At 54.9% G+C, this 22527-nt stretch carries 19 protein-coding genes and 1 tRNA gene; 12 read left to right on the forward strand and 8 right to left on the reverse strand.

The features are described 5' to 3' along the window. Nucleotides 1-281 precede the first annotated feature (281 nt). Nucleotides 282-752: a hypothetical protein gene (locus tag SH573x_RS24780; protein ID WP_479350697.1), complete on the reverse strand. Its 471-nt coding sequence runs from the start codon at nucleotides 750-752 to the stop codon at nucleotides 282-284. Nucleotides 753-864: 112 nt separating this feature from the next. Then, nucleotides 865-1491 (reverse strand): hypothetical protein, encoded by a 627-nt coding sequence (locus tag SH573x_RS24785; RefSeq protein WP_479350699.1) that lies wholly within the window; start codon nucleotides 1489-1491, stop codon nucleotides 865-867. 660 nt (nucleotides 1492-2151) lie between these two features. Here SH573x_RS24785 and SH573x_RS24790 point away from each other — a divergent pair. Together SH573x_RS24790 and SH573x_RS24795 are read left to right on the forward strand one after the other, a co-directional pair. Continuing rightward, entirely contained in the window at nucleotides 2152-2781 is a 630-nt protein-coding gene (locus SH573x_RS24790) for a DUF4145 domain-containing protein (protein WP_479350701.1), read from the forward strand. A gap of 13 nt (nucleotides 2782-2794) precedes the next feature. Then, nucleotides 2795-3808, forward strand: a complete 1014-nt coding sequence (locus SH573x_RS24795; protein WP_479350702.1) for a serine/threonine protein kinase — start codon at nucleotides 2795-2797, stop codon at nucleotides 3806-3808. Between the two features lie 92 nt (nucleotides 3809-3900). On the opposite strand, the gene SH573x_RS24800 is transcribed toward SH573x_RS24795, so the two are convergent. The 4 genes from SH573x_RS24800 to SH573x_RS24815 all read right to left on the reverse strand — a co-directional run bounded on the left by SH573x_RS24800 (nucleotide 3901) and on the right by SH573x_RS24815 (nucleotide 6429). Continuing rightward, entirely contained in the window at nucleotides 3901-4446 is a 546-nt protein-coding gene (locus SH573x_RS24800; RefSeq protein ID WP_479350704.1) for a hypothetical protein, read from the reverse strand. A gap of 169 nt (nucleotides 4447-4615) precedes the next feature. Then, on the reverse strand, nucleotides 4616-5608 hold the full coding sequence (locus SH573x_RS24805) for a hypothetical protein (RefSeq protein ID WP_479350706.1): 993 nt from the start codon (nucleotides 5606-5608) through the stop codon (nucleotides 4616-4618). Beyond that, entirely contained in the window at nucleotides 5605-6150 is a 546-nt protein-coding gene (locus tag SH573x_RS24810; RefSeq protein WP_479350708.1) for a DUF6932 family protein, read from the reverse strand. Before SH573x_RS24810 ends, SH573x_RS24805 begins: the two co-directional genes overlap by 4 nt. Nucleotides 6151-6356: 206 nt before the next feature. Further along, nucleotides 6357-6429: transfer RNA gene (locus tag SH573x_RS24815), tRNA-Lys, on the reverse strand. Between the two features lie 247 nt (nucleotides 6430-6676). On the opposite strand from SH573x_RS24815, the gene SH573x_RS24820 reads away from it, so the two are divergent. Beyond that, nucleotides 6677-7879, forward strand: coding sequence for an MFS transporter (locus tag SH573x_RS24820; RefSeq protein ID WP_479350710.1), 1203 nt, complete (start codon nucleotides 6677-6679; stop codon nucleotides 7877-7879). A 1-nt stretch (nucleotide 7880) separates the two neighbouring features. On the opposite strand, the gene SH573x_RS24825 is transcribed toward SH573x_RS24820, so the two are convergent. Further along, a complete protein-coding gene (locus SH573x_RS24825) occupies nucleotides 7881-9230 on the reverse strand; it encodes a neutral/alkaline non-lysosomal ceramidase N-terminal domain-containing protein (RefSeq protein ID WP_479350712.1) in 1350 nt (449 codons plus the stop codon). A 331-nt stretch (nucleotides 9231-9561) separates the two neighbouring features. Here SH573x_RS24825 and SH573x_RS24830 point away from each other — a divergent pair, with 331 nt between their 5' ends. The 5 genes from SH573x_RS24830 to SH573x_RS24850 all read left to right on the forward strand — a co-directional run bounded on the left by SH573x_RS24830 (nucleotide 9562) and on the right by SH573x_RS24850 (nucleotide 15667). After that, nucleotides 9562-10251 (forward strand): LpoB-related protein, encoded by a 690-nt coding sequence (locus tag SH573x_RS24830; RefSeq protein WP_479356805.1) that lies wholly within the window; start codon nucleotides 9562-9564, stop codon nucleotides 10249-10251. Continuing rightward, nucleotides 10242-11630: a COG3014 family protein gene (locus SH573x_RS24835; RefSeq protein ID WP_479350714.1), complete on the forward strand. Its 1389-nt coding sequence runs from the start codon at nucleotides 10242-10244 to the stop codon at nucleotides 11628-11630. The genes SH573x_RS24830 and SH573x_RS24835 overlap by 10 nt, the downstream gene beginning before the upstream one ends. 29 nt (nucleotides 11631-11659) lie before the next feature. Next, complete coding sequence (locus SH573x_RS24840) at nucleotides 11660-11971, forward strand: hypothetical protein (RefSeq protein ID WP_479350716.1); 312 nt, start codon at nucleotides 11660-11662, stop codon at nucleotides 11969-11971. 148 nt (nucleotides 11972-12119) lie between these two features. Then, nucleotides 12120-13547, forward strand: coding sequence for a DUF805 domain-containing protein (locus SH573x_RS24845; protein WP_479350718.1), 1428 nt, complete (start codon nucleotides 12120-12122; stop codon nucleotides 13545-13547). A 53-nt stretch (nucleotides 13548-13600) separates the two neighbouring features. Beyond that, nucleotides 13601-15667, forward strand: a complete 2067-nt coding sequence (locus tag SH573x_RS24850; protein ID WP_479350720.1) for an MASE1 domain-containing protein — start codon at nucleotides 13601-13603, stop codon at nucleotides 15665-15667. Nucleotides 15668-16053: 386 nt separating this feature from the next. On the opposite strand, the gene SH573x_RS24855 is transcribed toward SH573x_RS24850, so the two are convergent. Then, the gene (locus SH573x_RS24855; RefSeq protein ID WP_479350721.1) at nucleotides 16054-17352 is read right to left on the reverse strand and encodes a DUF1598 domain-containing protein; all 1299 of its coding nucleotides are present in this window, start codon (nucleotides 17350-17352) and stop codon (nucleotides 16054-16056) included. A gap of 278 nt (nucleotides 17353-17630) precedes the next feature. Here SH573x_RS24855 and SH573x_RS24860 point away from each other — a divergent pair, with 278 nt between their 5' ends. From SH573x_RS24860 to SH573x_RS24875, 4 genes are all read left to right on the forward strand, one after another. Continuing rightward, the gene (locus SH573x_RS24860) at nucleotides 17631-19661 is read left to right on the forward strand and encodes a sigma 54-interacting transcriptional regulator (protein WP_479350722.1); all 2031 of its coding nucleotides are present in this window, start codon (nucleotides 17631-17633) and stop codon (nucleotides 19659-19661) included. Beyond that, nucleotides 19662-20660 (forward strand): C-terminal binding protein, encoded by a 999-nt coding sequence (locus tag SH573x_RS24865; RefSeq protein ID WP_479350723.1) that lies wholly within the window; start codon nucleotides 19662-19664, stop codon nucleotides 20658-20660. A 311-nt stretch (nucleotides 20661-20971) separates the two neighbouring features. Continuing rightward, the gene (locus SH573x_RS24870) at nucleotides 20972-22021 is read left to right on the forward strand and encodes a GNAT family N-acetyltransferase (protein WP_479350725.1); all 1050 of its coding nucleotides are present in this window, start codon (nucleotides 20972-20974) and stop codon (nucleotides 22019-22021) included. Nucleotides 22022-22139: 118 nt separating this feature from the next. Continuing rightward, nucleotides 22140-22523, forward strand: a complete 384-nt coding sequence (locus tag SH573x_RS24875; RefSeq protein ID WP_479350727.1) for a BlaI/MecI/CopY family transcriptional regulator — start codon at nucleotides 22140-22142, stop codon at nucleotides 22521-22523. The last annotated feature ends 4 nt before the right edge of the window (nucleotides 22524-22527 follow it).

The following is a 22527-nucleotide window of genomic DNA, read 5'->3' on the forward strand; positions in this document are numbered from 1 at the left end:
AGCAATCACCGTCGGCTGTCGCAAGCCACCCGTCTAGTGCTGAACACAGCGCGGCTCAGGGCCCCTCCTTCGCTTGTACACTTCTTTGTTCAGCACAACGAGCGCAATACAATACTTTACGTATAAAGTATTAGTGATCCCCCTAAACCGACGGCGTTAGCCGCGGTTATTGAACGTTCACGACGATTGACATCAGAACGCCCTAGAGGCCTGGAACGACGCAGGCGGAGCCTGCAAGGCAGTGGGTTCCCAGGCAGAGCCTGGGAACCAGGCCCCACGATTCAACGAAAACGGAATGCGGATAGCCCAGACATCAATAACACCACGACAAAGAACAGGTAAATCACCAGAATGGTACTGATCATCATGCCTGCATAGCGCCAAAAGGCTCGTTGATGGTGGGCATACTGCCCGAGCGAGACTCTGCCTTCGCCAAAATCGCGAGTGGCTTTAGCCGCGGCGCCCAGACGCATGGCGGGAATCAGATAGACCAGCAAGATAACAGCCAGTACGGCGATGGAACTGACGACTGCTCCTGTAGCCGCGCCCGGTCTGGCCATGCTGTTTGTCGAAGCAGCTATAACTTGAGCTACGATCACCACCATCGCCAGCCCGGTGATGCCATATCCCAAGATCGAGAAGAAACGCTGCCAGAAAGCCACATTCCGCAAAACTTCCGATTCGATATTAGCCAACCCGGGTTCTTCGGAGAGCGTGGGCGGTTGATAAGGATCATCCAGTGGCTGGCTCATCGCTGACATTCCCGGCAAAGTAAATATTGGAGGTGGCTTGAGTTGCATTCTAGAACTTGATAGCCAGCCGAGCAATTGAGCTGTCACAAGAAGTCTCAAGCGTCAGCGCCGGTCAACTTGGCAACCTCAGCAGCTCTCCAATCGATCGCCACCAACAGCGCGACGATTCATAGACTTCCCAGTCGACGGCGTGATATGAGTGTCTGATATCATCACTTGTGCGACAGCGTAGCACGTGTACCACAGGGAAAGTTTTCCAAGGCAATAGTCTCAGGTTGTATATTATCCGCGAGCGTATGGAACCCGTGGGGCTAATTTGTCCGGCGGCGAACATCGCGCCCAGGCACTTGCGACCAACCTGTTCATCCAGGCAAGTGGCCACGATCGACCCAGACTGAAAAAGACCAAGCTGCCTCTGAGAGGTGCTCACAAATTGTTGCCATACAGGCTGGCGTTCGGCTTCCCACCACTGTCCACCTAGAGGTGTGAGCCCGTAACGGCGATCGCTGGGATCGGAACTGCCCACTACGTGAAGAAGCTTCCGCGCCAGCAACGATTCGATGGTCAACCGTAGAGCCTCGTCGTCCAGCCCATGGCAATACTCGCAGTTCAAATGCGCTGCATAAACATCCGCGGATATCTGCCCTGCCGCTGCGCTGCAGTCAAACATCATATCGAACAACAACAGCTCGTCATCCGATAGTTGCGACCGACCGGTGCGTTTCGGAATTCCAGACATATTTAAGCGGGTCGAATTAGTTTATGCATCAAGTAAGTTTCCTATAGGGCAGGGAAACAATTTACCACTTCAGCCCGCGAACGCGGCAGTATTTGGAGCCTTAGCCATCAGTTCGCGTAGTGACATGAATAGACCGCGTTATTCAGCTCGGGTTGACTTGCGACTCGTTGTAGGCGAGCTTGTCTTTTCGCTCGCTCAAGCGGGGCCTTCCCATGCTATTCTGGCGAGCCCCGCAACCATTCCGCCGACCGATGCGAAAATTGAAATTCTGATTGACGACAAACTGACTACTCACCACGTATTTTTGTACGACGGAGTCAGTCCAGATTCGACGCGCTTCGAGTATTTCTGAAAGGCCCGCTCGGACGAGTCCAGCGAGCCATCAGGCCCCCGGTGTAGCGTACGTGGCAAACTGCTCGGTGGCAATATAATCGTCACCAAGACGCAAATACGAAAAAAGGCCTGGAGTTCCAGGCCTTTCACGTTTCTGCAGTGCCCCCGGTAGGGCTCGAAGGTTTACTGTTTTTGCGTTGACGAGACGAAGTGTGCACTGCGCATTGCACGTTATCTCGCGTGTCGGTTTTCTTCGCCACCGTGAACCATGTGATGGAAATATTGCTCCGTGAGTGATAGCATCAACGGCTACTAAGGAACAAAATCGTGTCTGAAGCAAAAAATCTACAGCCAGCACCGTTTGAGAGGAGTTTCCTCTGCCCACACTGCAAGAGAATTGCACAGCAGATCGGATGGGGATCGCACGCTTTTAACTGTAATGCGGGAAGCAACTATCGAATAACATACGGAATGTGCATAAATTGCAATGACGGAACTCTTTGGGTGGATGACCGGATGGTGTATCCGATGCCTTCTCCGGCACCCGAAATGAACCTCGACATGCCCCCAGCTGTAGCCAAGCTTTACGCGGAAGCAGCGTCAATCTGCGCGTTTTCACCAAGAGCGGCTGCTGCGCTTTTGAGGTTAGCAGTACAAGTACTATGCACTGCACTAGGGGAAAAGGGAAAGAACATCAATGACGACATAGCGTCCCTGGTATCGAAGGGGCTACCACAAATAGTTCAGCAATCACTCGATGTTCTTCGAGTTACGGGCAACGAGGCCGTGCACCCGGGAGTAATTGACACGGACAGCCTCCAAACTGCAATTGAGTTGTTCGAAGTACTTAACGTTGTCATTGAGTACACGATCTCACTTCCCAGTAGAACTCAGGCTATCTTCAGTAAACTGCCACAATCGGCGCGCGATGCTATCGCCAAGCGGGACAAACAATAAACGAAGGTCACAGATGGCTCACAGATTAGCGCGGTGCAACCTACTTGCAAAGTCAGGTCAAAACTTCACCGTCGGAAAAACAACGTACGTTCTGGGTGGAAAGCTCGGCGACGGCGCCGTTGGAGTTGTTCGGAGAGCTACCAGGAAAAGTGATGACTCCTTGGTGGCAATAAAGTTCCTTGCTCCGGACCCTAAGTATATTGAGTCGAGCTCTTTTGATGACGTTGCTGAAAGGTTCAAGCATGAAGGACAAAGAGGCGCGCGATTGGACCATCCTCACTTAGTCCAAGTATTTGAGTATGTAGACAATGAAAATGGGTCGTGCTTTTCGGAACAGCCAGCGCCTTCGAATCCATTCCTGATTATGGAGAAAGTTGCAGGCCATACCCTTGAGGCCGAACTGCGAGGTATTCACGCCGCTGCCCGTGGTGAACTTTCCATCACCCAAGAGCGACTATTCATCGCGCTACAACTAGCCGATGCCGTTACTTACATTCACAGCAAAAAGCTGGTTCATCGTGACATAAAGCCGGCGAATGTTTTCTTCGACGGAAAAACTAGGAAAGGCCTTCCGAGAATTAAGTTGGGAGACTTTGGAGTGGTTAAATGGGGAGACTTTCACCAATCCATCTCAACCGGCGGGCTGACTATGACACATCAACAGGGGTTAGGTACCTTGAAATACATGTCGCCGGAACAGGCAATTAAGCCAAAGGCGGTGACCAATAAGAGCGATGTCTTTTCATTTGCGATCACCATCTACGAACTCTTCACTGGGGAAATACTGGCATCGCCGCACCACGTGTTTCAGATAATGAATGCTAGGTTAATGCGCGGTAGTACAAATGCAAGGTTTCTTCAGTTAGGACATAGACTAGAGGGACCAGAAACTCATTTATGCGAAAAGCTGCTTGAGTGTTTCCTTAGAGGCATCGAGGGTAGACCGAGCGTAACAACTCTCAAGGGATGCTTTTCGTCCCTGTACACCGAGTTGTTCGACGTAGAGTGGAAATCGGAACTTATTTGATTCCCCCCCGCCCGAAAAAAAATCGCAAAAATGTGCGCGCCCGACGTGCGGTCTCCGATACCCCAAGGCACTATATTTGCGCCCCCCTACCTCTAGAACGTCAGGCCGAGGCCTGCGAAGTTGACCTCTTCATAGTTCTTGAAGCCGAGTTGGTTCTTGCCGCCGTAGGTCTCGGATCCTTCGGTGGCCTTGCCGCCAGTCGCTGTGAGGATGCCAACGTATGGAATGCCGCCGGCTGTCTTGAACTCCTTCGGCTGGCCCGACTCGAGGTAGTAGGATCCGCGGTTGAGCGGCATGGCTTTGTAGCCATCAGGCAGCGGGTTGTACCTGAATCGGTAAATCACTCGCCATAGCTTGGTGCCATCCTCGACCACCTGCGTGGCGCGGATAGAGGTACAAAGCACGGAATAAGCTGGCGCACCGTTCCAACCAGATGAATTGACCCTGTTCTCGTACTGGAGCTTTGTTGCGATCGTGAATGTCGTCTGATACCTGGTCGCGTTGAGCACAGGGTAGACCACAGGCGAGGTGAGCGGTGGATCAAATGGCTCACCGTTGGAACTAACACACGCTCGCGGCGTTGAAGAGAAGTCTTTGAAGATCGCACGCTCGCCGTACTCGGAATCCCACTCGAGCAATAGAGGGGCATTTACTGCACCTGGCTGATTCTGTTCGTCCTCAGATGATTCGCTGTTTGGGTCGTTATCAAAATCACATTTGATACTCACTGGCGAACGCGTAAAAGATCGGCAGGCGAAATTTCCATCACACGTCTGCGACGTCTGGCTCGGCTATTCAAGCCAGTGGCTAAGGATCACTATTTGATGGTGACGCCGGAGGATTGGGAGCGGGCAAAGGCAGACTGAGCTGTTGGTCGCCCGTCGGCTGTGCGTCTATCAACTCGTACTTGCGTACAAATGTGTCGTCCAGGTTGCGAATCGATGTTATTCGCATTTTGGCTCGCACTTGACGATTGCTCAAACCGTACACACGCAGCAAGTCTTCTTCTTCAAGCGTTTCAGAGAGCGTTCCGGTGATGATTGCGCCTACAAGAGGGATGAGATCAAACGTACCGCTCTCAAATGTAATGCCCCTTAAGACCCCAGTCACACTCTTGCCATCTTGAATATCCACGTCTCGCACCAATCGGGATGAAGCCTCACGAATCGTCGCGGCAGAGATCGCAAAGGACTTGCTTCGCTCAAATGCAAATCGCAGGCTCATTTGGGCCTCACTGATCGCCTTGATGAACATCTTGAGGGGTTGAATTACAGTTGTCGGTATTCGGCTTAGGGCAGTCTCAAGATTTTCGCTACTCACAACGTCGTTGACGGTGGCCGCCACCTTTTCAAGCGACCGAGCGTGAATACCCGCGTTATCGCCAGGAACTGGGGCGAATTCGAAGCCGAATGAACCTTTGGGAGTGGCAACTAGCTCTATGCGTGGCTCGGGTTGACCGCGTGGCCGTCTTGATCCACCGCCTGCGATAACTGCTTGCCGCTCATCGTAAATGGCCTGACCAATGAACATACGCTCATATTGTTGCAGCACTTCGCCAGCAAGCGATGGCCGTATACCAGAGTGCTCGGAATCGCCAGCTAAGAAAAAAGCTGCGTGGTCTGGTTCATTAGGCGATAAGTCGAATAGCGTCTCAGGATCCGTACGTTCTTCTATACCGTGGCTAACTGCATTGATTCGCTGCTGCAACTGTCGAGCCAGGAATGGGCTGCTTTCCTCAGCCAAAGTACGAAGCCGGTTAAGCTCAGAGGCCTCAATTTTTAGTCGTTGCAGTTCATTCATCGCAAGCTTCCCAGGAAAGCTATAGCTTGCTGCTCTGTTTGACACGGAAGGTCAACTCGCAGCATGCCCTTCCATAGGTCATCCCCTCGCCGATGTGAGAACAATCCAAACCAATACCTTGCGACGTCCACGAGTACAAAAGGATTGGTTAGAACTGGCAGTACGAAGTGGTCCACTTTAAATATTGTCTTCGTTATCTCGTGATCCGTCAAATAGTCAGGCAGGGCAAAGCCGGTAGCGTCATCAATGGCGCAGAAGGAAGCGACGTCAATGTCTCTGGGCGCGCGAGACTCTCGCGTCTCAATATCTTCGACAAAACTACCGTCTATCCACTGGTAACCGCGAATCCCGTGGGTGCAAAGTTCGAGCCGCAGGTCCATGAATCGTTTTAGAATGTCTATGCGTTCGGGGCTAGTTGAGAACCGCACAGCCAGTTCATTAACTGTGCAGTAGTACGGAGACATTAGATTAGAGTCGTAGTCATACCGACCGACATAGGGCGGCAGAATGCTCTTGATTCCGTCGAATGGTGGTATCGGCATGAACGAATGCCCTTGGGTTCTGTTTTGTAAGCTTTATAGAGTAATCTCTGCTCCCCATAAAGAGTAGAAGCTTCTGCACTGCGCGCGATCCATTTGCACGGCGTCTCGCACTGCGCCGGGCGGGCTGGGCGATGTCGTCATGGTGGTATAGCGCATAACAGAAACGAAAAAAGCCCTGGAAAACCAGGGCTTTTGAAATCAAATAGTGCCCCCGGTAGGGCTCGAACCTACGACCCGCTGATTAAGAGTCAGCTGCTCTACCGACTGAGCTACAAGGGCTGGGCATACTCTGGACACACGGCAGGTCTCGGAAGTTCGCGTGCTGGATGCAAACGGATTCTGGAAGAACCTGCTGAGGGTGCTTTAGAGAATGAAAATAATAGCCAAGTTTGGCCCTTTCGTGAAGGGGGTGGGGGAAGCGGTTTCGGAGATAGCTTCATCGAATCATCCCAGGTCGAAGAGTCCGCCAAGCCGGGTTTGTGGGTAGACTGGGGGGCCTTGAATCGGGTCAACGAAGGAAATCGTCTTGGAATCTTTGTTTCACATCGCCGCGTTTCGGCATTACTGGGTCGCGCGCGTGATGTCGATGAGCGCCTACCAGATGCAGGTGGTCGCCACGGGTTGGTCTGTCTATGTGCTGACCGGTAGCCCGCTGGATTTAGGACTGGTGGGACTGTTCCAGTTCTTGCCCCGCGTGCTGCTGACGCTGTGGGCCGGCGCAGTGGCGGATCGGTTTGACCGACGAGTGATCGCCTGCTGCTGTACGCTCGCCCAGTGGATCGCCTGCACGACGCTAGCCGTCGGTAGCTGGAACGGCTGGCTCTCGCGCGAACTGGTCTTTGGATTGGTCACGCTGCTGGGCGCGGCGCGAACTTTCGAAATGCCGACCATGCAGTCGATCCTGCCCAATATCGTTCCACCCGAACTCTTCGCACGCGGACTGGCTACGTCAACAGCGGCTACTCAAATTGCCATCATCGGCGGACCAGCCCTGGCCGGGCTGATCTTTATGATCAATGTCACCGCGGTCTATATCGTGGCCGCAACCATGTTCTTGATCGCCAGTTTGATGATGTTCAGCATGCGGGCTATCCCGCGCACGCAAGTTACCATTCAGTCAAGCCGCTCGCTGCTGGCAGGCTTGCACTACGTGTTTGCCAAGCCGGTTATCTTGGGAGCGATCTCGCTGGACCTGTTTGCCGTACTGCTCGGTGGAGCGACGGCCATGCTGCCGATCTACGCCAAAGACATCTTGCATGTCGATGCGACCGGTCTGGGCGCCTTGCAAGCCGCACCGGCCGCCGGAGCATTGACCATGACTCTATTGCTGGCAAGATATCCGCTCAGACGACGCGTGGGGTATCAGATGTTCATTTCGGTGGCCATCTTCGGAGCAGGCACCATCGTATTCGCGTTGTCGCAATCGTTTTGGTTGTCGATGGCTAGCCTGGCCATCTTGGGTGCCGCGGATTGCGTGAGCGTTGTGATTCGACAATCGCTGGTGCAACTGGAAACACCTGATGACATGCGCGGTCGCGTCAGCGCCGTCAACAGTGTCTTCATCGGAGCCTCTAATCAGCTGGGCGAATTCGAATCAGGTGTCATGGCCGCCTGGCTGGGACCGGTGGCCTCGGTGCTACTGGGTGGCGTCGGAACATTGGCCGTAGTGGTTGCCTGGGCTTGGATGTTCCCAGCTCTACGCCAGCGCGATCAACTGGAACATGATTAGGCTACTGCTGCACCTTGGCCACTAGCCCTGCAACGGTTTGAGTGATGCGATCTTCGATATCGCCCGACCAACGCAAGGCTGGGCGGCCATACTCATACAGATTGGATCCCCCTTCGTATCCACCTTCTTCCCAAACGCGGCGCGATGGAATGTATGAAAGCATGTCGTCGGTGTAACCACAGACCCAAGTGTTAGCGCCATACTCGCTTTTGAACCGTAGTGCATAATCAACGACCGTCTCAGCCCCCATGCCAATCATGAGCGTATCATTGCCCAGCCGCCAAACATGAATGGGATAGGGGTACGCTTGAGCGAAGTCGTGCCCTTGATCAAGTTGTTGCAGCAAACGTTTAGCCCAACGAGCGCGAATGGCATTGGCATCTTGACTGAATGCCTCCAGCGCCCCGCGATCCATCACTTGCAAGTAGTCGAGCGATACCATAGCGAACTGCTGCTTGAGGCCGGGGGCAATCGTCCGCATGGGCGCGTTGAGGACCTCGCGCACTGCGGTGGCCAACATCTGGCCGTATTTCTCACACAACTCCACACTGCGCCGAGGCAACGGATTTTGATCGCCACCGCAGGTGTTGATAAACATCGCCTGGGCACTGGGAAAGTGTCGCTCGATTTCTAACTGCGCAAAGCCTGGATAGTCACCACACCACTTGGTGAAACTGAGCGTGGTGGGATGGCACGCGTATCCAAACACGATAGCCAGCGGGCGATCTTGCTGATCAACGATCGATAACACTGGCACATCATGGTCGACAGGTCCCACCAGCGGCTGGCCTTCAGCCAGCAGGCGCGGCACATCGGCTTCGGCGTTATTGCGTCGATTGACGGCAAAGCTCGTAGAGCCTTTGCCTTCGCGCAGCTCGACTGGTTGCATGACACGCAGCGCCTCGCCAACTGTGCTGGCCGTCAAGACCACCATTTGATCGGTGTACTCCTGGACCAGTTTCTCTTGCGCATCGTCGACCGGGTAGTAGTCGATCAAATCATCACCCAAACGCGGCCCACAATGATTGTGCGAAAAAGTGAACATAACCTGATGGCGTTGGAGGCCGTGCTCGGACTCGAGCCTGGCGAAGACTCGATCGCTCATCGACTTCGGGACACCCTGAAAATCGCTAGTGATCAGTATGGCTCGGTTGCCGGCATGGTCTTGCAGGGCCAACACTTTCAGCCACAGATCATGCAGCTGGCCATCGGCGACCCGCGTGCCGCCATAGCCTGCCAACCAGACCGACGTCTTGGGAGTAATGACAGCTTTCGCAACCCCAGCCGTCCACTGAGCTAGCAAACAATTTGGAAACGCGACTAGCGCGATGAGCAGAGCATTTCTTAGCATGGCAGTACCTCGAAACGCTAGCATACGATCCCGTAGCCGAAGTCGCCAGACTTTGGAGGCTCTTCTGTAGCCGAAGTCGCCAGACTTTGGAGGCACCACACTAGATTCATCCAATCTCTGGCGAGATCGGCTACGTTCCAAAGTCTGGCGACTTCGGCTACGGCAGGTGAATTATTGACGAGCACCCCGCTGGGTGGTCGATTTAATAATGAACTTGCCTCAATCAGCCTGTTTGAGTTAAACAGTTAACGGTGTCACTGCGCGCTGGGGCTGGCTTGGATGCTAGCAGTCAGTGATGCCTCCCACAGTCGAAGGATGAAACGTGTCCGCGATGCAACGCCACTCGATCAAACAAGCCGCCTGCTATGGGCTCGCTCTGTTGTCACTTGCTAGCATTGCAGTGGGATGTCGCGGCTATTCGTACGGTCACCTCATCAAAAACAACCAGCCCGACATTGTCGGTAGTCATGACGCCGGGGCCGAAGTTTACAACCCACTGGTCGATGAATCGGTGGCTCGGTTGCTAGGTACTCAAAATCAATTGCATCCTCCGATGCTTGGTCCCGATGGTAATCCCATACCACGCACGGTGTGTTTTGTAGGTATCGAGAACAAGAGCATCGAAGAGTTGAAAGATTTTAAAGATCAAATCTACCAACAGATCGATACGCAGATCAGTCGGGCTCCGTCGTTCCAAGTGATCAATCGCCGTGTCATGGAAGCGGCTCTGCGCGAGACACGCTTGCGGCCAGAAGATCTACTCGTGCCCAGCAACATGCAGCTCTTTACGGCGGTGCTCCAGCGCGAAGGCCAGGCAGTGGACTATCTGCTGTATGCCCAGCTGACCAGCGGCTCGACCGAACGCAACTCATCGACGCAGCGTGACTATCTATTGACGCTCGAGCTCATTGATACGGCCAGTGGTACACAAACCAAAGAACAAGCCTCGGTCCGCAAGGGCTATCACAGTACTTATCTCGGCAAAGCCTGGAACTACAATCCGCTGAAGGCATGGAAATAATCGCGTGCATCAACCACTGGAGATGGTGGCAACTATTTGCCTGCCTGCTGGTGGTCCTAGCGGGATGTTCGACGCATGCCCAGCGATTGCAACAACCGCGTCAACTGTTTTACGACAACCAGATTGATGCGGCTCACGAGCGTCTGGCCAAACTGGCCGACAAGGGTGGCCGCGATGCCACGGTAGTGGAACTCGACCTGGCGATGGCCGACTTGGTGCGCGGCGATCCCGCCTCGGCGGAAAAGCGATTGCGCGAAGTACGCGACAAGTGGGATCACCTGGAGCAAGCCAGCGCGGTCGAGGGCGTCACTTCGATGTTGACCGACGATCAACGTCGCGCTTACGCGGGCGAAGATTACGAGAAGCTTCTGGTACGCACGTTTCTATCGCTCTCGAGTCTTATGCAAGACGGCATCGATGCCGAAAGTTATGCGCTGCAGCTGATCGACAAGCACGAGAAGTTGCAGCTGCAAGCGGCTGAACGTTGGGGGCCGATAGCCTCTAACGCCTATTCTCCACCACCGATCGGTTTTTATCTGCGGGGTGTACTGCGCGAAGCCACACATGCAAACTATGACGATGCGCTGCGGGCTTACGAACTGACCGCGCAGTTTCTGCCCGATCCTTCATTCATCACGCAAGACATTCAGCGGGTAACCCACGGGGTCCACAGCTCAAAAGGCTCAGGGGTTGTTTATGTGTTTGCGCTCGTAGGCCGTGGGCCTTACAAAGTCGAAGTGGCCGAGCATGCGACCAGCGATGCCTTGCTGATCGCCGACCGAATTGTGTCAGCGGTAGGCAAATACAGCGTGCCGCCCACTCTCGCTCCGGTAAAGATCCCGCGGATCGCCAGTCCGCCGAAACAGTTCGACGTCATCTCAGTTTCCTCAGGCGGACAATTGGCCGGTTACACTTTGCCACTGACCGACTTGGATGAACTGGCCACGCGCACCTTTGAAGCCAAGTTACCGGAGGTCATGGCTCGCGCCGTTTCGCGGCGCGTGATCAAGAAAGGCGCTGTCTATCTGGCCAAAGATCAGTTGCAGGCATCAGCTCCCCTGGCTTCACTGGGCATGGACGCTGTGGGCGTAGCCTGGGAAGCCACCGAGTCGGCCGACACGCGATGCTGGGGTCTACTGCCCCGTGAAATTCAGGTTTTGCGTTTGGAACTGCCTGTGGGCACGCATCGATTGTCGCTGCGGCCAGCCGCCGACGGCCGCGCCGTAGGTCGCAGTTGCGAGCAAACTGTGCAAGTCTTCGACGGTCGCAACAGTTTTCTCATGTCCTACTGGCCCGATTTGGAACCAATCGGGGTTACACTAGTGAGTCAGCCCGGCGGGCAAGTAACGAGCGAGAGCCTGAGCGCAGCTCCGCGATAAGTTCTGTCAATTATTTAATTCGGTTCCCCATGTCGCGGCCACCCTTGCGATTCTCAATTAGCGATTTGCTGCTGGCGACATTGCTCTCCGCTTTGCCACTAGCGTTCAAGCAATGGACGGGGCTGGTGGCGGCTTTGTGTCTTTCGATGATGTCGTTCGCGCTGACGTTTGGTTACGGACTACTCGCGCTAGTGCTAATGTGCATTAGCCTAGTCAGCTCGGCCAGTCTGGATTCGGATTTAACCGGAGTACAATCTCCGATCGGTGCGTTTATAACTTCCGTCGCTCTGACCATCGTCATTGCTCTGGCGCTGCGTTTGAGCCCGCGACAGAAATTGTGAGAATGCAAATTGTGGGAACTAGACGCGTTAAGTCCGACGGTTGGCTAGCGGTTGAGCATGTAGGGGTAATGGTCTCTACAATCATTGCCTATCCGCCCGGATCTAAGCTCCGACGTTTCCGACCAGATCCCGCTTTGGATGCGTCGAAATGCTTAGAAATTTAGATGTCGATGATGCGCTCAGTCGGCCAATCAAACCTGGCCCCTATCTGGCTTGGGGGCTGGGCTTGGCATTGCTTAAGTACAGCTGCGAAGCCGTGCTTATCTTTGCCGTCACGGGCAAGTTCTACACGCCCTGGGCCTTCATCTTGCCCTTTGTAACGCTCAAGAGCGTGGTGTTTAATTCGGCACCCGCGTGGGTCCCAGGGATCATCCTGGCTTGGACCCTCCCGTTTCTATTTATCGGGTTGATGCTGACCGTACAGCGGTGCTTGGATATCAATGCGTCGCCCTGGACAGCGTTTTGGATGTTATGTCCCATCATCAATGTGCCCTTTTTGCTCGTGCTGGGATGTTTGCCCAGTCGCCCGCGAGAGGCCGGTGATGAATTGGACATGCTGGCTGCTCCGCTGAGTACCAACAAGCTGAGTACCGACACGTTAATCGCCAACGAGCAAAGTGCGCCGCTGGCCAAAGAGCCAACTTTGGAGGCGCTACGAGCGGTCTTTCTCGGATTGCTATTCGGAGCCAGTTCGCTCGTCATCGCCGTCTACGCCTTAGGCGACTATGGCCGAGCTTTGTTCATCTTGACACCGATCATCATGTCGGCCATCACCGCGCACCAATTTCAATCTCGCACCCGCAGCGGGCTGCTGGCTTGTCTTGGCCTGAGCATGTTCTGTGTTACCTGTGCGATGCTGATGTTGTTACTAACGGCTTTGGAGGGATTGATTTGCGTGGCCATGGCGGCGCCGATGGTTTATGGTGGCGGCGTGATAGGCGGCGTACTGGGATTTATTATTGCGATGGCCGAATCGGCGCGTAGTCGAAGTATTTTACCGGCAATTGTGCTGATGCCGGTCATGGCCCTGGTGGAACGAACGTGTATGTCGCCCGCGACTGTGGAAGTGGTCAGCAGTGTGGAAATTGCGTCCAGTTGCCAAACCGTCTGGCCGCATGTGATTGCATTCAGCCCGATTACCGAACCGCCTACGGGATGGTTAGCTTATGGAATTGCCTATCCCAAGAGTGCCCGCATTGAAGGCTCGGGCGTTGGCGCCACGCGTTACTGCGAATTTTCCACCGGTGCGTTTGTCGAGCCCATTACAGTTTGGGATGAGCCGCTGCGACTGGCTTTTAACGTAACCAGCCAGCCCAGCCCGCTGACCGAACTGAGCCCTTATCGCCATATTCATCCTCCACACTTGGACGGCTACCTGTCGAGCCAGCGAGGAGAGTTTCGCCTGGTTGATTTAGGAGCAGGACGCATGCGTCTGGAGGGTCATACTTGGTTTACGGTGGACATGTACCCGCAAGCCTACTGGCAATGGTGGAGCAACAAACTAATTCATGATATACACTTACGGGTTCTTAATCACATCAAGTCCGAGGTCGAGCAACCGCAGCATTTACCTTGATTCGGATTGGAGAAGCTCTAGCTCATCTGGTACAACCAGTCGAAGGCCATCCAGTGACGCATTCCACTTCAGAGTCCGAACCGGCTTCGTTTGGCACCATCCCTCGCGTTGTCCTGGCAATTTTATTCGGAATTGCTTACGCGTTGGCCGCCCAGGTGGGACATCTAATGTCCTTCGAGCCTGGTCATGTCGCCACCTTCTGGCCGCCCAGCGGTTTGTTCTTGATGGTACTAACCATCACCTCGGTCCGACATTGGCATCTTTATTTACTGGCGGCGGCGATGGCCAACGTGGCCTCAGATTTGGTCAATCAAAAGGCGCTGCTGTTTTCATTGTCGATGACGGGTGCCAATATTTTAGAAGCGGCCCTGGGTGCGTGGTTATTGAATTTCAAGTCGTTCGAACGTTTTTCGCTCGAGCGATCGCTCGACGTAAAACGATTGCTTATTGTAGCTGCAACAGTTCCGCTAGTGAGCGGCGTGATTCCTAGCGGCGCAGTCGTGTGGTTCAACGACGGCCGCTTTCAAGACGTTTACTTTGTCTGGTGGCTGGCTGACTGCGTGGGTATCTTAATCGTAGCGCCTATCATCTGGGCGCTTCAAGCAGGCTTTCAATTTAAGACCGCTACGCTGTGGCGGAGTTTGGAGTTGCTGGTCTGCTTTGCCTTGGTAACGCTGAGCACCATTCTGATTTTCAGCGAGCGACTGGATGAATTCTCGCTTCCGTTTTTGCTGATTCCTTTGTTGTATTGGCCTGCCCTGCGTTTTGGGACCGTAGCCGTAGCTTGCCACACCGCCATCATGGCGGTCATCATTACGATTGCGACGCGTGAGGGCTTAGGAGCCTTTGCCAATACCATCGAAGAGCCAGGTCATCGTGCAATGGTGGTGCAAGGTTTTCTAGCGACCATATCTGGCCCGTTTCTATTGATGGCTGCCATGTGGCACGAGCGCAAGCTTGAAGCGGAAGAGCTCGAACGTCGCATCGGTCTACGCACGCAGCAGTTGGCCGAAGCCGATCGTCGTAAAGATCATTTTCTGGCAGTGCTGGCGCACGAATTGCGTAACCCGCTCGCACCCTTGTCTCATGCCCTGGATGTCTGGCCATCGGTCACCGCCGATCCGCAGCGATTGGACGAGCTTCGGCAAGTGATGACCAGCCAGGTCCATCATATGACCGGTTTGATCGATGACTTACTGGATGTCTCGCGGATCGCTGGTGGCAAAATACTCCTGCGCACAGACACGATCGACATGACCGATGTTGTACGCAGCGCCACGCGTACCGCAAACAGCCAAGCTGAACAAGCCGGGCACGTGGTTCGGTTGCACTTACCCACGCAACCAGTTTGGGTATGTGGAGATCGCGCGCGGTTGTGCCAGATTGTCGGTAACCTCCTGAACAACGCCATCAAATATACGGGCTCAGAAGGCAGAATTCAGATTCACCTGCAACAAGTAGGACAAGAGTGCCAGGTACGAGTCGAGGATAATGGACCGGGTATACCAGCTGAGGATTTGCGACGGATTTTTGAACTCTTCACCCAAGTCGATCAAACGCTCGAGCGAGCTCATGGTGGACTGGGAATCGGGCTAACTTTGGTTCAGAATCTAGTGGAATTGCACAATGGTCGAGTCGAAGCCACCAGCCCCGGGCTGGGCCAGGGCAGTTGTTTTACGGTCCATCTGCCATGTGTTGAACAAAGTCAAGCGAATATCACCGTGACCGAAGAAAACCACAGCGATCAAAGCGATGCCGATCTGCCCCAGCGTCGCATTCTGGTGGTCGATGATACCCGCGCTTCGGGGCGCATGTTGTGCATGCTGCTCAAGAGCTTGGGACAACAAGTTGAGTTCTGCTTTGACGGGCCATCAGCCCTGGAAACGGTGATTACTTATCAACCGTCATTGATCTTCTTGGATATCGCCATGCCGGGCATGAGCGGTTACGAAGTTGCAGAACAACTCAAGGCCAGCTCGACAACGTCCAACATCAAACTGGTTGCCGTGACAGGGTTCGGACAAGAAAGCGATCGGCAGCGAGCCTTTGAATCGGGGTTTGATCATCACTTGATCAAACCCGCTACGCTCGATGCCCTGAAACGCGTCATCCGCGACTAAGCCGTGGGCGGCCGTAGAGCGGCTGTCCCCAGCCGCTCAGCGCCCGGCAAGTCGTTCGCCTGTAACACTTGTCCAGTGGTCGGAAGAAACCGTGGTTAGAAGGTTCTAAGCAGCTGAGGACAGCTGCTCTACGTAGAGCGGCTGTCCCCAGCCGCTCAGCGCCCGGCAAGTCGTTCGCCTGTAACACTTGTCCAGTGGTCGGAAGAAACCATGGTTAGAAGGTTCTAAGCAGCTGAGGACAGCTGCTCTAGGTAGAGCGGCTGTCCCCAGCCGCTCAGCGCCCGGCAAGTCGTTCGCCTGTAACACTTGTCCAGTGGTCGGAAGAAACCGTGGTTAAAAGGTTCTAAGCAGCTGGCGACAGCTGCTCTACAAGGGACGCTTGCGACTTAGTCCCACCACCAGCTGTTGGCGTTGCCGGAGATGGCTGGGGTGCGCTTGCTGACGAGGGTTGCGTCGGGTTTGCGATTCTCGGCCACGATTTGCCAAGGATTGATTTCAACGCCACCGCTCGCTGAGACAACCCAACCAGCGACACCCTTCAGCAGGCTGCAGTGAGCGGGAATCACTTTGGGGACAACTTGACCGTTAGTGTTTACATCACCCTTGCTGCCACGCAGTACTGCCAGATCCAAGCCGGAGCTCTTGTCCAGTTGTTGAGCGGTGATCAGGGTGGCGACGACATTCAAATCGATCGCATTTCGCAGTTCGCCGAACGAAGCATTGAAAGCACTCAGTTCATCGAACTTGGCAGTGAACTGGTCGGCCCACATTTGAGCTTGCTTGTTGACGTGTTTGGCAGCCGAACGTTGACCGTCGGTGGCCACGAATTCTTCTTCGGTCATGGCTTTCACACCGCGACCGTCCAGTTGCCAAGCCAGGCCGTCTTCACTATGTCGGATAGCGTCGTACTGACAAGCGATCCACCAGCGAGGTTGCGAATTCTTGGATTGACGAACGTTGCGAATCATTTCCATGTAACTGGGCAGACCGGCGACTGGTGAGTCTTGCAAGTGCATGGCCAACAGCTTCATGCAATAATCGGCGGCCACCAGGGTTTGAGCCATGCGTGTATCGGTCGAGACGGTCGTAAAGGTGACCGTTTGAGGACCAAAGGCTTGACGCACGGCGGCTTCGACGACTTGCGGTTGGAACCCAGGACCACCAGTAACGCCGCGCAGAACCTGGTTCAGACGTTGAGTGCCTTCAGCCGTGGGATCGATCGAAACAGAAATCGGGGCTTGGCGAGCAGCTTCGACGGTACGGAAGGCGACCATCAAGTCTTCCAAGCGTACAACTGGTTTGTTGCTCTTGATGCCCACCACGCTGCCATCTTCGCGAATCTTCCAACCTTCGGCTGGGCCAGCGATGACGATATCGTTTTCTTCTGGATTGACGAAGACGTATTGCACACGTTGCAAACCTGCCAAGAAACGCATCTCTTCTGGCAAGGTTTCGCCGGTGCTACGAGCTTGCAGAATGGCCTCTTGCAATTTTCGCAACGAGATCATGCGCATCGCATTGGGCTTGGCCATATCGCCCTCGGCGCCCAACACAGCTTTGCGCAGGTCTGCCAGGTAGGCATCGCGCTGAGCTTGCGTGACCGATTGAACAACACCCTCAGCATCGATGCTGACACCACCGACCACCCCGAAAACAATCTGAGCGTACGAGGTTGTACTAACCACTGCCCATAGGGTGCAGAGGCTGACCGTGAAACCGAGATTTCGGAGCCAGCTCCGGCGGGAACTTCCGCATGTCATGTTTGTTTCCTCAATAGTTGCCACCTAGAGCGGGGCACACCAGCTGTGCTGCCTAGGTTAAGATTAGGGCTCGGGAATTCGGGATGAGGCTCCTTTTGAGGATACTTACCGCTCGCAGGGTTTGCAACAAACTCGACCACTTCTCGACGACTTCTCTGCCACTTCTCTCCCCTCTTTCAAGAGCTTTTGGACTTCGCCTATCGATGCAAGCCTATCTAGTGATCAGCCAGGGCAGCCGCTGGACCGACGTTTTTCGCCTTCAAAAGGAGATTCCGGTCGTGATTGGCCGCTCGTCGGAGAACCAAATTGTCATTCGCGACGATCGCGCCAGCCGCCGGCACGCGGAAATCGCCCTGCGGCGGGGGGCCTGGGTAGTCCGAGATTTGGGCTCGCGCAACGGCACGCAGGTTAACGGCCGAATCCTGGCCGACGAACATAACTTGGTCGAAGGCGATACGATTGTGGTGGCCGGTTGTCGTATGACCTACGTTGCCGATCTTAGCCAGGCTTTCGGGGCGGCTACTCTACCAGAATCCGGTCAGGTCTCGTCCACTCAGACGATTGCACTGGGTGAGGATCCGCCGATGATCGTCGGACGCATGACCGCCTCGCGCTGGACCGACGCGCGCCCAGGTCCGGCTGAAGATGTCTCCGATGCCATGTTTCTATACCGACTGGTGTTCGAGATGGTTTCCACCAATAGCGCCTCCCAGTTGGCGCAGTGTGCGCTGGATCGCTTGCTTGATCGACTGGGAATTCAAGCTGGCGGAGTCTTATTGCTAGGCGAAGTAGGGGATTTGGCCGGTGCGGCCGCTGCCTCGACTACAGAGACATTGCCGGCATGGGCACCAAGTGCAAATGCTCAAACCGTCCTGGCAGCCCGGCAGGCCCCCGGCCAGGCCTATCGGCGCGTTAGCGATTTTCTGGTAGCCGCGGTGCTACGAGATGGCGGCGCGGTACTGGCGCGCAATGTTCAGACCGATACACAGTTGTCGCTGGCCCGTGAATCAGGTCAGCGCGAAACGAGCAGTATCATTTGCGCGCCGCTGAAGCAGGACCAGCAGGTCACAGGCTTGCTGCATGTTTATACCTCACTCGATCAACGCATGCTCAGCAACACTGATTTGGAATTAACGATTGCAGTGGCTGATAACCTGGCCTTAGCTTTAACCCATCTCCGCTCGCGCGAACAGCTCAGCCAATCGCTGGCCACCAGTCAACGCAAGATTGAAGTCCTCGAGCGTGAATTGGGTTGGCAACACGAGATGGTTGGCAGCAGCCCAGCCATGCAAAAAGTGCGCAGCGCGATCGAACGCGCAGGACCGACCTCAGCCACCGTACTTATTCGCGGCGAAAGCGGGGTAGGCAAAGAATTGGTTGCACGAGCCATTCACATGCGCAGTCCGCGTCGCGATGGACCATTGGTTTGTCTGAACTGTGCGGCCCTGGCACCCACGCTACTGGAAAGCGAACTATTTGGTCATGAAAAAGGTGCCTTCACCGGCGCCACCGAACGCAAGATCGGCAAGTTCGAAGCCGCCCATGGCGGTACGCTGCTGCTAGACGAAATCGGTGAAATGATTCCTGAGTTGCAAGCCAAATTTCTGCGAGTCTTGGAAGGCCAAACATTCGAACGCCTGGGCGGCAACAAACCAATTCAGACCAACGTGCGGGTGATCGCCGCCACCAATCGCGACTTGGAACAAGCCGTGCGCGACAAACAGTTCCGCTCGGATCTGTATTTCCGACTGCGCGTGGTGGAAGTCGACGTACCACCCTTGCGTGCCAGGGCAGGGGACGTGGCCATACTGGCTGAACATTTTCTACAAGTGTTCCGCGGGCATGCCGGGCGGCGCATTGATGGAATCTCACCCGAGGCTCTGGAGCTACTCTCGCGCTACTCGTGGCCAGGTAACGTACGCGAGCTGCGCAACGTCATTGAACGTGCCGTGGTCCTGGGGCTGGGCGCGATCATCGAGCCCGACGATTTATCCTTGACACCACTGATTTCGACCAACCATTCTTCGCTACAATCATCCACCGACCCAAACGACGCTAGCGCCACTCCAGCCTATCGACCGATCAGTCTCGATCAACTGGAACGAGAACATATTCTGGCGACGCTAGCAGCATTCAAAGGCAACAAAAGTCGCGCCGCGGTGGTGTTAGGTGTCGAACGCTCGACACTTGATCGCAAACTGAAGCGCTACGAAGAACAACCCGAGGAGAAGTAAGTGGCAGGCGGCAAAGCGCGAGTATTGATTACTGATTTCCTGAACGAACCGCTGGATATCGAACGCGAGATTCTGGGCGACCTGGCAGAGGTCGAAGCGCTCGATGCGCAAGTCGCTTCGGATCTTTATGGTCGGCTGTCGCCAGCCGACGCGTTGCTGGTGTATCACTTTGTGCAGGTCGATGCTCGCGCGTTACGTGAGTTGCAGCACTGCAAATTAATCGTCCGCTGCGGTGCCGGCTTTGATAATGTGGATTGTCGCGTTGCCCGAGAACTGGGTATCCCGGTAGCCAACGTTCCCGATTATGGTAGCGAAGAAGTGGCCGATACCGCTATCGGCGCGATGTTGGCTCTGGGACGCGGCATGCACTTCCTCAATCATCGCTGTCAGCGAGACGGCCAGGCCTGGACCTATGCGCTGGCTGCACCGCTCTTTCGTCTGCGCGGACGCGTGCTCGGCATCGTCGGTCTGGGCCGCATTGGATCGGCCGCTGCCTTGCGCGGTAAAGCCTTAGGCATGGATGTAGTATATTACGATCCCAACATCGATACCGGTTACGACAAAGCTCTCGGTATTCGCGTAGCCGATTCTCTGGAAGAACTGTTAGCGCAAGCCCACGTGGTCAGCATGCACTGTCCGCTGACGACGGAAACACGACATATGATCAATGATTCTGCCATTGCCCAGATGAAGCCAGGCGGCATCGTCGTCAATACCGCGCGGGGCGGGGTGGTCGATTGCATGGCCGTGCTCCGTGGCTTGGAAAGTGGACATCTGTTGGGCGCTGCCCTGGATGTGCTGGAGATCGAGCCGCCCAATCCCGAACATCCGCTGCTAAAAGCCTGGCGAGATCCCAGCCATCCTGCGCACGAGCGATTGATGTTAACACCTCACGCCGCCTTTTATTGCGAAGAAGGCTTGCTGGAGATGCGTCGCAAAGGCTGCCATAACGTTCGCCGCGTACTCGAAGGCAAGCCACCGCGGAACGTCGTTAACTAATCCGCCCACCTCCACGCATACTCGCCGTAGCCGAAGTCGCCAGACTTTGGAGGCACTACAATAGATCCATCCAATCTCTGGCGAGATCGGCTACAAGATCACATCCGTAGCCGAAGTCGCCAGACTTTGGAGGCACTACACTAGATCCATCCAATCTCTGGCGAGATCGGCTACAAGATCACATCCGTAGCCGAAGTCGCCAGACTTTGGACGAATCACCGATTGATCTCGTACTCGTACTCAAAATTGCAGTGAGTAGGAGTAGGAGTAGGAGTAGGAGTAGGAGTAGGAGAAGATAGGAGTACGGGTGGGTGCCACCCGCGGTAGGAACGAGTACAATTTACGGCAATCCCATCACTAGTCGACTGCTCGCGCCCTCCATGGACCTTTCCAAGACAAACGTGTCTTTGCAGATTCGCACCTTTCAAAACACCGATGTTCAGCCACTCTGTCGAGTGCTTAGTGCCCACTATGCTGCCATCGGTCTACCTTCGGCGATCACGCCTCTCACGCTCGAGTTGTGCGTTCTGGCTAAACCCTACTTCGATACCAATTTGTTGCTGGTTGCTGAGTTGGGCAATCAGATCGTGGGCTTCATATTGATTGGATTTGAACCCGACGAGCTGTTGCAAACGCTCAATCCGACACAAGCGGTGATAAGCTGTTTGTGTGTGACCCCCAGCGAAAGCGAACAAACCGTCGCGACACAATTGCTCCAACATGGCATGCAGAAGTTGTCTTCCTTGGGCGTCATGCAAGTTCAATATTGTCCTCCGCCACCGGCCACACCCTACCTGGCGGGCTTGGTTCCCGGCGATGGCATGATCGGTCTACCGGCTTACGATACGAGGCAACAAAATTGGTTTGCCGGCCAGAGCTGGCAAGTCGATATCGCCATGTCAGCTTGGGAGTTAGATCTGGGCCAGTTCCAGCCGCCCATGGATCGCACTCAAATTCAAATTCGGCGCATGGCACACGTCGATCGATTGCTCGACGAGCCCTTCTTGCCATGGTATGTCGCCAGCCTCTTAGGACACAGCGAACCAGTCGGCTTTCAACTAACCAGCCGCCAAGAGCGAAAAGTTTCGGCGGAAGTTATTCTGTGGATGATCGGTCACGAGTTGCTGCCGCAACCCGAGCAAGTTGCTCATCTCTGGCCGCTAACAGTCCCCACCGGCCAGCAGAAAGAAGATCAACTGGTTTTCTTGCTGGCTGAATCGCTTCGACAACTGCGCGAAGATCGCGTGGACTTGGTGCGCACCGTCGCTGCCGCTGACAATGTGGCCACCATTCGCCTACTGACGCGACTTGGGTTTCACCAAGTCGCCAGTGGCAATGTATTGAAGTTTGCGCTGGCTTGACATCACGCCGGCATATTTCAGATTCTTAAGAAACCCACGAAGTACCAATTTCTATTTGACTTGAACTGTTCGCTTGGCTATCATCTCTACAGTTGTAGAGAAACCTGAGGAGTGGGCCATGGCCAAACAAGTGGAACTGACACGTGCTGAATGGGCATTGATGCAATGCCTGTGGCAACACGGTCGGGCGAGTGCTACGGAAGTACAGAGGTTGCTGGCCGATCAACAGGGCTGGGCCTACAGCACAGTCAAGACGATGCTCGACCGCATGGTTGAGAAAGGTGTGGTCACTGCCAGTCGCCATGGCAACATATACGAATATGTTCCCAAACTGCGTCGTCAATCGGCGGTAGGTCGCGTGGTGGACGACATGTTCGATCGCGTGCTGGAGGGTTCGCTCTCGCCGCTGGTAAGTCGCTTGATTGAGAGTCGCAAGCTGAGCGCCAAGGACGTGGCAGAATTGCGAGCCATGTTGGATCGATACGATGAGGAAGCCGAGTAGCCAA

Source organism: Rania fehmarnensis (genome assembly GCF_056494185.1).